Genomic DNA, 12,553 nt, shown 5'->3' on the forward strand with positions numbered 1-12,553 from the left:
GGATCGCCGAAAATCACAACCCTGAGCGCAATCTCGACGCAACCCCGGGCGCCTCAATCCTTGTTGCCGGTGAGTTCTTTCGCGTTGGCCGCAAAGTCCGCGAAGGACGAACCTGCCCGCTCCTCCTTATGGTGACTGAGCGCCCGGATGGACACGTCGTGTCCCTCGGCTGCCTTACGCAGCGCGCCAACGCTCGCCTGCTCGACAGTGATGTGAGTGAACGGGTCGAACGAGTACCAGTTCATCGCGTTCTGGTAGGTCATCTTCTTGATTTCGTTGTCGGGCACGTTGTTCACCGACAACACGTCCCAGAGTTCCTCGGGTGCGCCGGGCCACATCGAGTCACTGTGCGGGTAGTCGGCTTCCCAGCAGATGTTGTCGATACCGATCATGTTGCGCAGCGCGACGCCCACCTTGTCGCTGATGAAGCAGGTGAGGAAGTGGTCGCGGAATACGTCGGAGGGCAGCTTGTCGCCGAAGTTCTGATGCGTCCACGTCGAGTGCATCTCGTAGGTCCGGTCGGCGCGCTCGAGGAAGTACGGGATCCATCCCGTTCCGCCCTCCGACAGGGCGATCTTGAGGTCGGGATATTCCTTGATCGGGCGCGACCACAGCAGGTCGGCGGCGGCCTGCACGATGTTCATCGGCTGCAGCGTGATCATCACATCCATTGGCGCATCGGGTGCGGTGATCGCCAGCCGCCCGGAGGATCCGATGTGGATGTTCATCACGGTGTTGGTGTCGCACAAGGCTTTCCACAGCGGATTCCAGTATTCGTTGTGAAAGCTGGGGTATCCCATCGCGGCTGGGTTCTCAGTGAAGGTCAGCGCGTGCACACCCTTTTTCGCGACACGGCGCACCTCGGCGGCACACGCCTCGGCATCCCAGATCACCGGTATTGCCATCGGGATGAACCGCGCCGGGTACGCCCCGCACCATTCTTCGATGTGCCAGTCGTTGTAGGCCTGCACCAGCGCTATGGAGAAATCGTGATCGTCCGTGGCGAACAGCCTCGCGGCAAAACCGGGGAAGGACGGGAAGCAGATCGAGGCCAAGATGCCGCCGGCGTTCATGTCCTTGATGCGCTCGTCGACGTTGTAGCAACCGGGCCGAATCTCATCCAGACCTGTGGGCTCGATGCCGTACTCCTCCTTGGGCCGACCGGCCACCGCGTTGAGGGCGACGTTCGGGATGACCGTGTCGCGGAACTTCCACATGTCCGAGCCGTCGGGGTTGTGCACCAGTCGCGGTGCGTCGTCCAGGTACTTGGACGGCAGGTGGTTCTTGAACATGTTCGGCGGTTCGACGGTGTGGTCGTCGACGCTGATCAGGATCATGTCCTCTTTGTTCATTTGCCGGTTCCCTCTCCAGTGAGTGCGCACGGCTGGTACCGCATCCGTCAAGCTCCCTAATGTGAAAACTATCTTCTCGCCAAGTGAGAATCAACATCCAGGCCGGGTGCGCGCGGCGCTGAGCGGGCACCTAGGGCGCAACGACATGGCCTTTTACCCGCCGTCGCGCGCCAACGGGAAATTTCGCGCGCCAAAGCCGTAGACGGCAAAGCCGATCGCCACGCGTCAGCATTGACCGGACGATGGATTCGTGCAAGTCTATTGGTTACAAATGAGAATCTTATTCTCACTTTTGAGAAGGGAGCGCCGGATGCGCCTGCCGCCCCTGCCTGCCGACCGCTGGGACGAGACCGTCCAGCGTTCGCTGGCCGGCATGCTGCCAGCCGAGCGCCGCAACCCCCGCGACGCCGGCAACGCGCTGTCGACGTTCGCTCATCACCCCGCACTGGCCAAGGCCTTCCTCGGCTTCAACACTTACTTGTTCGCGTCGACGCTGCCGGATCGCGTTCGCGAACTCGCCGTCCTACGGGTCGCTCATCGTCGCCAGTGCGACTACGAATGGACACATCACGTGACCCTGGCCAAACGGGCGGGAGTCAGCGATGAGGAGATCGACGCAGTGCGTCGGCCCGGCGTAGCCGACAGCCCCTTCGACGAGTTCGACCGCTCCGTCATCGCCGGGGTGGACGAGCTCGACGAGAAATCTGAACTTTCCGACGAAACCTGGGCCGCGCTCGGCGAGCGCCTCGATGAGCGCCAGCGGATGGACTACATCTTCACGGTCGGCTGCTACACGCTGCTGGCCATGGCCTTCAACACCTTTGGCGTAGAAGTAGAAAGGTAGAACTTTGCCCCACTTCACCAAGCCGGCCGCGGGGAGCTGGACAGAGAACTATCCCGAATTAGGCACCACGCCAGTCGATTACACTGATTCGATCGATCCGGCGTTCTTCGCCGCCGAGCGTGACGCGATCTTCAAACGGACCTGGCTCAACGTCGGCCGCGTCGAACGATTGCCGCGCACCGGCAGCTACTTCACCAAGGAGCTGCCGTCGGCCGGCAAAGGCATGTCGGTGATCATCGTCAAAACCAAGGACGGCTCGGTCAAGGCGTTCCATAACGTGTGCCGGCACCGCGGAAACAAGCTGGTGTGGAACGACTATCCACACGAGGAGACCTCCGGCACGTGCCGGCAGTTCACCTGCAAGTACCACGCCTGGCGCTACAACCTCGACGGTGAGCTGACCTTCATCCAGCAGGAAGACGAGTTCTTCAACGTCGACAAGAGCGACTACGGCCTGGTGTCGGTGCGCTGCGAAGTGTGGGAAGGGTTCATCTTCATCAACTTTGACCAAACCGCGAAGCCGCTCGTCGACTACCTGGGAGCACTGGCCAAGGGCATCGAGGGCTACCCGTTCCACGAGATGACGGAGGTCTACTCGTATCGGGCCGACGTCGGCAGCAACTGGAAGCTGTTCATCGACGCATTCGCCGAGTTCTACCACGCACCGGTGCTGCACCAGGGGCAGTACACCAAGGAAGAGGCCGCCAAGATACAGAAGTACGGCTTCGAGGCGCTGCACTACGAACTGGCGAGCCCGCACGGGATGATCTCCACCTGGGGTGGGCAGGCGCCACCCGCGGACCTGAACATGGTCAAGCCCATGGACCAGGTGCTGCGCAGCGGACTCTTCGGCCCCTGGGACAAGCCCGATATCGCAGGGCTGGGTGAATTGCCTCCTGGTGTGAATCCGGCGAAAGCCAAGCAGTGGGGCGTTGATTCGTGGCACTTCTTCCCGAACTTCATGCTGCTGATCTGGGAGCCCGGCTGGTATCTGACCTATCACTATTGGCCGACTTCGGTTGACCGGCACATCTTCGAGTCGAGCCTGTATTTCGTTCCGCCGCGAAACGCTCGGGAACGCTTGGCCCAAGAGCTGGCCGCGGTGACTTTCAAGGAATACGCGCTGCAGGACGCCAACACGCTGGAGGCCACCCAGACCATGATCGGCACCAGGGTGGTCAGCGACTTTCTGCTCTGTGACCAGGAAATCCTGCTCCGGCATCTGCACAAAGTGACCGGCGACTATGTGAGGGAGTTCGCGAGCAATGGCCACACCAAATAAGTTGCCCAGCGGATTCGAGGCGCTGCAGCCCTATCTCGATTGGGACCTGGCCACTGAACCCGAGCGCTACGCCAAGCGGCTGGCCTCCTCGATGGCCGAAATGCAGGCGTTCTACGACGCGGCATTCCCGCTGATGAACGACGTAATCGCCTACTGTGACAAGTACCCATTGAACGATCTGCCCGAGGACGCACAAACCCTTATGCATCTAATGCAATCGCTGATCATGGTGTCGTTCCCGATCGAGGCGTGGAAACAACCGCGAGTGCCCGACAGCGGGGCGGCCTGGGTGGAGCTGGTCAGGGAGCCGGTGATCTGAGAGGTGTTGACGCTCAAGGCCGCCGGGCTGCTCGACGTCGATGCCGGCGAGATCGTCCGGCCGGGCTTGCTGCGGATCGAAGGCGACCGGATCGTCGGTGTGGGCGGCGCGGCCGAAGGTGAGCTGATCGACCTCGGCGACCAGATCCTGCTGCCCGGGCTGATGGACATGGAGGTCAACCTCCTCATGGGCGGGCGTGGCGAGAAGCCGGGACTGTCCCAGGTACAGGACGACCCGCCAACGCGCGTGTTGCGTGCCGTCGGCAACGCGCGCCGCACGTTGCGCGCCGGGTTCACCACGGTCCGCAATCTCGGGCTGTTCGTCAAGACCGGGGGCTATCTGCTCGACGTGGCACTGGGCAAAGCCATCGACGCCGGCTGGATCGACGGGCCCCGGATTGTGCCTGCCGGACATGCGATTACGCCCACCGGCGGGCATCTGGATCCGACCATGTTCGCCGCCTTCGCACCCCACGTGCTGGACCTGACCATCGAAGAGGGCATAGCCAATGGCGTCGATGAGATTCGCCGCGCCGTCCGCTACCAGATCAAGCACGGCGCCGAACTGATCAAGGTGTGCTGCTCGGGTGGTGTCATGTCATTGACGGGGCCCCCTGGTGCACAACACTATTCGGACGAGGAGCTGCGCGCGATCGTCGACGAGGCGCACCGGCGTGGACTGCGCGTCGCCGCGCACACCCACGGCGCCGACGCGGTCAGGCACGCGGTGCAAGCCGGCATCGACTGCATCGAGCACGGTTTCCTGATCGACGACGACGCGATCGCGATGCTGGTCGAACACGGCACCTTCCTGGTGTCCACGCGCCGCCTCGCCGACGGCGATGCCATGGACATCTCCCACGCGCCGCCCGAGTTGCAGGCCAAGGCCGCCGAAATGTTCCCGAAGGCGCGCACATCGATACTGGCTGCCTACGAGGCCGGTGTGAAAATCGCCGTCGGTACCGATGCTCCGGCCATTCCACACGGACGCAACGCCGATGAGCTTGTCACACTGGTCAATTGGGGCCTGCCGCCGGCGGCGGTGTTGCGGGCGGCCACGGTGACCGCTGCGGAGCTGATCAATGCCACCGACCGGGGACGACTCGCCGAAGGCCAGCTCGCCGATGTCATAGCGGTGCCGGGAAATCCGTTGGAGGACATCGCTGTCACGCAGAAAGTGAGCTTTGTCATGAAAGGGGGCAAGGTTTATGCCAACCAGAACTGACGACCTCGTCGAGATCCAGCAGCTGCTCGCCCGCTACGCGGTAACCATCACTCAAGAAGACATCGAGGGCCTGATCGGTGTCTTCACCCCGGACGGAACCTACAGCGCATTCGGCGACACCTACCGCCTGGACCGCTTCCCGGAATTGGTGGCCGCCGCCCCGAAAGGGTTGTTTCTCACCGGAACCGCGGTCGTCGAACTCGACGGCGATTCGGCCAGCGGCACCCAACCGCTGTGCTTCATCGAGCACGCCACGCATGACATGCGGATCGGCTACTACCGCGACACCTACTCCCGCACCGCTGATGGCTGGCGGCTGAAAACCCGTGCCATGACGTTCATTCGGCGCAGCGGCGTGCACGATTCAGGGCGACCGCACGCAGTTGGCCGCCCCGCCCCGTGAATGTCGAGAAGTTCCGGGCCGACTTACGCGCCTGGCTCGACGACAATGATCTGACTCCCGGACCGGACCACTCGCTACAAGGCCACATGCAGCAGCTGGCCAGGGTGCACGGCGCGCTGTATGAAGCCGGGTGGATGCGTTATGGCTGGCCGGTCGAGGTCGGCGGATTAGGTGGCTCGGCGCTGTTACGTGCGATCGTCGGCGAAGAAGTCGTCGGCCGCCGCCTCGCCGAGCCCGGTCCGTACTCGATGGTCGAGGTGCTCGCACCCACCATGATCGACTACGCCCCAAAGGAACTGGCCGTCGAGATGGTGCCACGGCTGCTCAGCGGTCGCGAGCAATGGTGTCAAGGCTTCTCCGAATCGGGATCGGGCAGCGACCTGGCATCGTTGTCCACCCGAGCAGAACCCCATGGCGGGGATTGGATTGTCAACGGGCAGAAGGTCTGGACCAGCTATGCGCAGTTCTGCACCCGGTGCGTTCTGCTCACCCGCACCGGGCCCGGACATGACGGCATCACTGCGTTTTTCGTCGATCTGGACACACCTGGTATCACGATTCGCCCGCTGCGCACCATGCATGGAGTCGACGAATTCTGCGAGGTGTACTACGACGATGTGATGATCCCGTCCAGCCGGATGCTCGGCAAGCCCGGCGATGGCTGGCGGCTGGCGATGGACCTGCTCCCTTATGAGCGTTCGACGTGTTTCTGGCAGCGGATCGCATACCTGTACTCGCGCTTGGATGAACTGATCGCCCAGGCGCGTGAACCCGACGAATCTGACCTCGGCGCAGCATATCTCGCCCTGCACACACTGCGGTGCCGCTCGCGTGCCACCCAGCACCGCTTCGAAGAAGGCGCGCGCCTGGGTCCGGAGACCTCCATCGACAAGGTGCTGTTGGCCACGGCCGAACAGCGGCTCTATGACACCGTGCACGACCTGCTGCCCGGAGCGCTCGAACTCGACGAGACGCCGTGGCGGTCGGAGTATCTGTACTCGCGCGCGGCGACCATCTACGGCGGTACCGCCGAAGTTCAGCGCAACATCATCGCCCGCCGGCTGCTCGACCTCGGGAAGGAGTGAGCCATGGACCCCGAGGCGTTGCGCATGCTGGCCGATTCGCTGCGCACCACCATGTATGCGGCGTCCGGCGCAAAGCTCGACGCAGCCCTGGCCGATCTCGGCTGGCGGGATATGCTCGACGAAATACCGGACACAGCAATCCCTTTGGTGTTCCGACTGTTGGGTGAGACCGGCGCACACGCACCTGTGCTCAATGACGTCGTACTGCGGTCGGCGCGCCAGGTGGGCGCCACCATCCCGCTTCCGTATGCCGGCGGCTCCTGGGTGGTGTGGGAGCGCACCGGCCAGACCACCTCGGCGCTGGACGAAGCGTTACCGATTCATCGAGTGCCGCAAGGTGATCCGGTGCCGCTCGAAGCGGGGCGACGGTCGCTGGGCTGGTGGCTGGTCGGCACAAGTCGCGCCATGCTGTCCCTGGCGCGCCAGCACGCGCTGGACCGAATCCAATTCGGCCGGCCCATCGCATCGTTCCAGGCGGTCCGGCACCGATTGGCCGAAGCACTCGTCGCGATCGAAGGGGCGGAGGCCACCGTGGCGGCCGCCACGGATTCCGATGTGTTGAGCTGCCTGTTGGCCAAAGCCGCAGCAGGCCAGGCGGCGCTGACCACCGCACGGCACTGCCAACAGGTGTTCGGCGGCATCGGCTTCACCGCCGAACACCCACTGCATCACCACATCAAGCGGTCGTTGCTGTTGGACGGGCTACTGGGCAGTGCCCGTGAACTCACCCGCGAAGCGGGAATCATCCTGAGCAGCAACGGGTCTGCACCCCGGCTGGTCGACCTTTAGCGCCCGAGTGTACATCTCACGACGCGACACGCCGGTGAGCCGTCGTGAGGTTCACAGTCGGCGGCGAGAGGGTCACGGGCGCTAGCCGCGCGGCAGCCCGAGTATCCGCTCGGCGATGATATTGCGCTGAATCTCCGAGGTTCCGCCCGCGATGGTGCCGGCAAAGCTGCGTGCGTACCGGTCGAACCAACTGCCGTAGTGGTCATCGAGGTTCAGTGGGGAAAACGGCGCCGTCATGGCTGGATGCACGAGTCCGTCGGCGCCCCTGGCGTTCAGCGCCTCTTCCGAGGCGCGCTGCAACGCCTCGGAGCCGAGCAGCTTAAGCACCGATTGCGCGGGCACGTCTTCTTCGCCTCGCGCGGCCTTGGCCATTGCCGCAGAGCCCAACAACTGCATCGCCCGCGCATCCATCACCAGCGTGGCGAAGCGATCTCGGTCCAACTGACCGCGCGGCCGGTAATCGATTGTCATTTCATCCAACAGGTTGGCGTAGTCCATCCACAACATGGCGCGTTCATGGCCGAGCGACCCGGTCGCCACCCGCCAGCCGCCGTTGAGCTCGCCGATCAAATTCTCGGCCGGCACCCGCGCGTCGGTGAAAAATACTTCATTGAATTCGATGTCATTGTGGTCGCACACCGACGCGAAGGGCCGTCGCACCACACCTGGTGTGTCCGTCCGGATCATAAAGACACTGATGCCCTTGTGTTTTGGCGCGCTGGGGTCGGTGCGCACAAAGGTCAGCAACACGTCCGCGTCATGCGCGCCGGACGTCCATACCTTCTGTCCGTTCACCACGAAGTCATCGCCGTCGGGCACCGCCCGCGTTTTCAGCGACGCCAGATCCGAGCCCGCGCCGGGTTCACTCATGCCGAGCGAAGCTGTGATCTCGGCACGCAGGATCGGCACCGCCCAGCGCTGCTTCTGCTCGGCAGTTCCAAACGACAACAGGGATGCGGCGATGATGCCCACGCCCTGCGGGTTGAAGCTGCGGTAGATCCGGCGTCGGGCCATCTCGTCGGCATGCACGTACTGCTGTAACAGCGTGGCGTTGCGGCCGCCGAATTCTGGCGGGTTGCCGGGCAGTAGCCAGCCATTGTCGAACAACAGTCGCTGCCAGCGCGCCGCCCACTCCGGCACGTGGGAGCACGACCGGGGCCGAGCGATCCCGTCGGCCTCGGCGGGAAGGTGTTCGTCGAGAAAGGCGACGAATTCGGCGCGGAACGCCTCGACATCGGCGTCGAACGTCAGCTGCACGGTTACTCTTTCAAATCCGCTTCCTAAACATGCGCGTAAGAGAATAGTATTCTCGCAGTGAGGAAGTTACAATCTCCAAAACGAGGCCCGTGAGGAGGTCGAGCGCAGCGATGGCACGGCGTTCTCCGGTACATTGCAACCATGTTCTCTCCTCGCGGCAATCACCTGAGCCGCCCGTGACCAATCCGAGCGAAGAGCCGGCCTGGAAGCAGCGCGCCGTCGAACGGTCCATCAAGACCGCGAAATTGCGGGCCGCGCAGCGCGTTCAGCGCTTCTTGGACGCAGCGCAGGCCATCATCATCGAGAAAGGCAGCACGGACTTTACCGTCCAGGAGGTCGTGGACCGCTCCCGCCAGTCGCTGCGAAGCTTCTACCTGCAGTTCGACGGTAAACACGAGCTACTCTTGGCGTTGTTCGAGGACGCGCTGAGCCGCTCAGCCGACCAGATTCGGGCGGCTACCGAAAACCACGCCGATCCCCTGGGGCGGCTGAAGGTTGCCGTCGAACTGCTCTATGAGGCTTCCCGGCCCGACCCCACGGCCAAGCGGCCGCTCTTCACCGACTTTGCGCCACGACTGCTGGTCACCCATCCGGCCGAGGTCAAGACCGCACACGCGCCGCTGCTCGCGTTGCTCACCGAGCTCATGGAAGCCGCCAGCGACGCCGGCGAACTGCGCCCGGAGGTCAATCCCAAGCGGATTGCGGCGATGACCATGCAGACCGTCATGTTCATCGCACAATCCAGCGGCGGCGCCGATGACGCAACCACCCATCCCATCACCGCCGACGAGGTGTGGGACTTCTGCTCACGCGGATTCGCCAACACCTGAGCCGGAGCGCCCGGTAGTCCTCACCTCACCTATTGAGCGAATATCGCACGCGGTCGCCGGTATGAGAACGCTATTCTCAGATAATAAGAACTGCAAATAGCCAAAACGGATTTTGCGTTGACACTCGTTGGTGGGTGATGACAGAGTTCAGTTGCGGCACGGTTCCGGCGAGAGGCGATAACCCGTGACAGTCAGCGCAGCCAGCGACGTCTACTTCGACCCCTACGACGTCACGCTCAACGCCGACCCGTACCCGATGTTCCGGCGGCTGCGCGAAGAGGCGCCGCTGTACTACAACGAACAGCACGATTTCTACGCTCTGAGCCGATACGGCGATGTCGACGCCGGGATCGTCGACTACCAGACGTTCAGTTCGGCCAGGGGCGCGATCCTGGAGATCATCCGGGCGAACATCGAGATGCCGCCGGGCGTGCTCATTTTCGAGGACCCGCCGATCCACGACATCCACCGTAAGCTGTTGTCGCGCATGTTCACTCCGCGCAAGATCGGCCAACTCGAGCCGCAAATCCGTGAATTCTGTGCTCGCAGTCTGGATCCGCTGATCGGCGCCGATGGATTCGATTTCGTGACCGACCTCGGGGCACAGATGCCGATGCGGGTGATCGGCATGCTGCTCGGGGTTCCCGAGGAAGACCAGGAAGCCGCACGGGATTTCGCGAACGCGCAGATGCGCACCGAGGCCGGCAAGCCGATGAACACCACACCCGAAAGCATGCTGAACGGCGAATTCTTCGGCCAGTACATCGACTGGCGCGCCGAACACCCCTCCGACGACATCATGACCGAGCTGCTCAACGTCGAGTTCACCGACGAGACCGGAATTGTTCGCCGGCTCACCCGGGACGAACTTCTTACCTATGTCACCGTCGTCTCCGGGGCCGGCAACGAGACCACAACCCGCCTGATCGGCTGGGCCGGAAAGGTTTTGGCCGAGCACCCGGATCAGCGTCGAACCCTAGCGCAGGACCCGTCCTTGATTCCGCAGGCCGTCGAGGAACTGCTGCGGTTCGAGCCGCCGGCTCCGCACGTGGCGCGGTATGTCACCCGCGACGTCGAGTACTACGGCCAGCGGGTGCCGCAGGGCAGCATCATGATGATGCTCATCGGGGCCGCCAACCGCGATCACCGCCAATTCCCGCCGGACGGTGACGTTTTCGACATTCGGCGCGAGCCACGCCAGCACCTGACCTTCAGTGTCGGCACCCACTACTGTCTGGGCTCGGCGCTGGCCCGTCTCGAAGGCCGGATCGCGCTCGAGGAAATCCTGAAGCGCTTTCCGGAGTGGGACGTCGACCTCACCCACGCCAAGCTCTCCCCGACGTCGACCGTGCGGGGCTGGGAGACCATGCCGGCCGTTCTGGGCTGAGCCACGTTAAGAGGAGGAACATGACGGGTCGAGTGGAAGGCAAAGTCGCCTTCATTACCGGGGCGGCGCACGGCCAGGGCCGTAGCCACGCGGTGCGGTTGGCGCAGGAGGGCGCCGACATCATCGCCGTCGATGTCTGCAAGCGCGTCGTGCAGAACAGTCCGATTCCCCCCGCGACACCGGAGGATCTGGCCGAGACCGCCGATCTGGTCAAGGGCCTCAACCGCCGTATCTTCACCGCCGAAGTCGACGTGCGTGATTACGACGCGCTGAAGTCCGCGGTCGATGCCGGCGTCGAACAGTTGGGCCGGTTGGACATCATCGTCGCCAACGCCGGCATCGGCAACGGCGGCGACACCCTGGACAAGTGCACCGAACACGACTGGCAGGAAATGATCGACGTGAACCTGTCCGGCGTATGGAAAACAGTGAAAGCTGGTGTGCCCCATATGATCGCGGCTAAGAACGGCGGTTCGATCATCTTGACCAGTTCGGTGGGCGGGCTCAAGGCCTACCCGCATTGCGGCAACTATGTCGCGGCCAAGCATGGCGTGGTGGGGATCATGCGCTCGTTCGCAGTCGAATTGGGGCAGCACATGATTCGGGTCAACTCGGTGCATCCGACACACGTGAGCACCGGGATGATCATGAACGAGGGAACCTGGAAACTGTTCCGCCCGGATCTGGAGAATCCAGGCCCCGACGACATGGCCCCGATCTGTCAGATGTTCCACACCCTGCCGGTTCCGTGGGTGGACGCCGAGGACATCAGCAACGCGGTGCTGTTCTTCGCCTCTGACGAATCGCGATATGTCACCGGTGTCACCCTGCCCGTCGACGCGGGGAGCTGCCTTAAGTAGCGTTGCGTCTTATGGACGCATTTGACGGACGCGGGGCGGTCATCACCGGCGGCGCGAGTGGTATCGGCTTTGCTACCGCACTCGAATTCGCCCGCCGCGGCGCCAAACTCGTGCTCGCCGATGTCGATAAACCCAATTTGGAACAGGCCGTGACGCGGCTGCGCAACGACGGGTTCGAAGCGCACGGCATCATGTGCGACGTTCGGCATCTCGACGAGGTCGTTCACTTGGCCGACGAAGCCTTCCGGCTGCTCGGCCAGGTCGACGTGGTATTCAGCAACGCCGGCATCGTGGTGGCGGGTCCCATCGCGGAGATGACCAACGACGACTGGCGCTGGGTGATCGATATCGACTTGTGGGGCAACATCCATGCCGTCGAAGCGTTCCTGCCCCGGCTGCTCGAACAGGGCACCGGCGGCCACATCGCATTCACCGCGTCGTTTGCCGGGCTGGTCCCCAACGCCGGACTCGGCGCTTACGGCGTTGCCAAGTACGGCGTCGTCGGTCTGGCCGAGACGCTCGCCCGGGAGGTCAAGGACAACGGCATCGGCGTTTCAGTGCTCTGCCCGATGGTCGTCGAAACCAAGCTGGTGTCCAACTCGGAACGAATCCGCGGAGCCGACTACGGCCTGGCGTCCACCCCAGACGTGACCGGGACGGTCGGTTCCCTGCCGGCACAGGACGACAGCCTCAGGGTCGACGACATCGCCCGGTTGACGGCGGACGCCATCCTGGCCAACCGCCTTTACGTCCTTCCGCACGAAGCCGCGCGCGCGTCGGTCCGGCGCAGGTTCGAACGCATCGACCGTGCCTTCGACGAGCAGGCCGCCGAAGGCTGGAGCCATTGATAACGCGTGTTAACGAGAAGAAAAAAGCTCAATTCGGCGATGTGACACTGGGCGTCGACTGTTGCGGACTGTT

The 12,553-nt window shown here is 63.5% G+C and carries 13 protein-coding genes; 11 read left to right on the forward strand and 2 right to left on the reverse strand.

Annotated features, from left to right (window positions below; genetic code table 11):
- Positions 1-53: 53 nt before the first annotated feature.
- Positions 54-1,352 carry an amidohydrolase family protein gene (locus AWC27_RS00635; protein ID WP_085668516.1) on the reverse strand — a complete coding sequence of 433 codons (1,299 nt, stop codon included), beginning with the start codon at positions 1,350-1,352 and terminating at the stop codon, positions 54-56.
- Positions 1,353-1,662: 310 nt separating this feature from the next.
- Between AWC27_RS00635 and AWC27_RS00640 the strand changes: the two genes are divergently transcribed.
- From AWC27_RS00640 to AWC27_RS00670, 7 genes are read left to right on the forward strand one after another with little or no spacing between them, the layout of a single operon-like run.
- Entirely contained in the window at positions 1,663-2,196 is a 534-nt protein-coding gene (locus AWC27_RS00640) for a carboxymuconolactone decarboxylase family protein (protein WP_085668517.1), read from the forward strand.
- 4 nt (positions 2,197-2,200) lie between these two features.
- Entirely contained in the window at positions 2,201-3,478 is a 1,278-nt protein-coding gene (locus AWC27_RS00645; RefSeq protein ID WP_085668519.1) for an aromatic ring-hydroxylating oxygenase subunit alpha, read from the forward strand.
- Positions 3,462-3,797, forward strand: coding sequence for a hypothetical protein (locus AWC27_RS00650; RefSeq protein ID WP_085668521.1), 336 nt, complete (start codon positions 3,462-3,464; stop codon positions 3,795-3,797). Before AWC27_RS00645 ends, AWC27_RS00650 begins: the two co-directional genes overlap by 17 nt.
- 3 nt (positions 3,798-3,800) lie before the next feature.
- Positions 3,801-5,021: a metal-dependent hydrolase family protein gene (locus tag AWC27_RS00655; RefSeq protein ID WP_085668523.1), complete on the forward strand. Its 1,221-nt coding sequence runs from the start codon at positions 3,801-3,803 to the stop codon at positions 5,019-5,021.
- A complete protein-coding gene (locus AWC27_RS00660) occupies positions 5,005-5,424 on the forward strand; it encodes a nuclear transport factor 2 family protein (protein ID WP_085668525.1) in 420 nt (139 codons plus the stop codon). The genes AWC27_RS00655 and AWC27_RS00660 overlap by 17 nt, the downstream gene beginning before the upstream one ends.
- The gene (locus AWC27_RS00665; RefSeq protein ID WP_085668527.1) at positions 5,421-6,509 is read left to right on the forward strand and encodes an acyl-CoA dehydrogenase family protein; all 1,089 of its coding nucleotides are present in this window, start codon (positions 5,421-5,423) and stop codon (positions 6,507-6,509) included. Before AWC27_RS00660 ends, AWC27_RS00665 begins: the two co-directional genes overlap by 4 nt.
- A 3-nt stretch (positions 6,510-6,512) precedes the next feature.
- Positions 6,513-7,298, forward strand: coding sequence for an acyl-CoA dehydrogenase family protein (locus tag AWC27_RS00670; protein WP_085668528.1), 786 nt, complete (start codon positions 6,513-6,515; stop codon positions 7,296-7,298).
- A gap of 81 nt (positions 7,299-7,379) precedes the next feature.
- Here AWC27_RS00670 and AWC27_RS00675 read toward each other — a convergent pair whose 3' ends face one another.
- Positions 7,380-8,555, reverse strand: a complete 1,176-nt coding sequence (locus tag AWC27_RS00675; protein WP_085668530.1) for an acyl-CoA dehydrogenase family protein — start codon at positions 8,553-8,555, stop codon at positions 7,380-7,382.
- Between the two features lie 176 nt (positions 8,556-8,731).
- Between AWC27_RS00675 and AWC27_RS00680 the strand changes: the two genes are divergently transcribed.
- The 4 genes from AWC27_RS00680 to AWC27_RS00695 all read left to right on the forward strand — a co-directional run bounded on the left by AWC27_RS00680 (position 8,732) and on the right by AWC27_RS00695 (position 12,480).
- Positions 8,732-9,385: a TetR/AcrR family transcriptional regulator gene (locus AWC27_RS00680; protein ID WP_085668532.1), complete on the forward strand. Its 654-nt coding sequence runs from the start codon at positions 8,732-8,734 to the stop codon at positions 9,383-9,385.
- Positions 9,386-9,569: 184 nt separating this feature from the next.
- Positions 9,570-10,772, forward strand: coding sequence for a cytochrome P450 (locus AWC27_RS00685; RefSeq protein WP_085668534.1), 1,203 nt, complete (start codon positions 9,570-9,572; stop codon positions 10,770-10,772).
- A gap of 20 nt (positions 10,773-10,792) precedes the next feature.
- On the forward strand, positions 10,793-11,632 hold the full coding sequence (locus AWC27_RS00690; protein WP_085668536.1) for a mycofactocin-coupled SDR family oxidoreductase: 840 nt from the start codon (positions 10,793-10,795) through the stop codon (positions 11,630-11,632).
- Positions 11,633-11,643: 11 nt separating this feature from the next.
- On the forward strand, positions 11,644-12,480 hold the full coding sequence (locus tag AWC27_RS00695; protein WP_085668538.1) for an SDR family NAD(P)-dependent oxidoreductase: 837 nt from the start codon (positions 11,644-11,646) through the stop codon (positions 12,478-12,480).
- Positions 12,481-12,553: the final 73 nt, after the last annotated feature.

This window comes from Mycobacterium szulgai (assembly GCF_002116635.1).
GTDB classification, from domain to species: domain Bacteria; phylum Actinomycetota; class Actinomycetes; order Mycobacteriales; family Mycobacteriaceae; genus Mycobacterium; species Mycobacterium szulgai.

Excerpts from the sequence above, each read along its gene's own strand:
- AWC27_RS00635 (WP_085668516.1), bottom strand. The coding sequence starts at position 1,352 with ATGAACAAAGAGGACATGATCCTGATCAGCGTCGACGACCACACCGTC.
- AWC27_RS00640 (WP_085668517.1), top strand. The coding sequence starts at position 1,663 with ATGCGCCTGCCGCCCCTGCCTGCCGACCGCTGGGACGAGACCGTCCAG.
- AWC27_RS00650 (WP_085668521.1), top strand. The coding sequence starts at position 3,462 with ATGGCCACACCAAATAAGTTGCCCAGCGGATTCGAGGCGCTGCAGCCC.
- AWC27_RS00660 (WP_085668525.1), top strand. The coding sequence starts at position 5,005 with ATGCCAACCAGAACTGACGACCTCGTCGAGATCCAGCAGCTGCTCGCC.
- AWC27_RS00670 (WP_085668528.1), top strand. The coding sequence starts at position 6,513 with ATGGACCCCGAGGCGTTGCGCATGCTGGCCGATTCGCTGCGCACCACC.
- AWC27_RS00690 (WP_085668536.1), top strand. The coding sequence starts at position 10,793 with ATGACGGGTCGAGTGGAAGGCAAAGTCGCCTTCATTACCGGGGCGGCG.
- AWC27_RS00695 (WP_085668538.1), top strand. The coding sequence starts at position 11,644 with ATGGACGCATTTGACGGACGCGGGGCGGTCATCACCGGCGGCGCGAGT.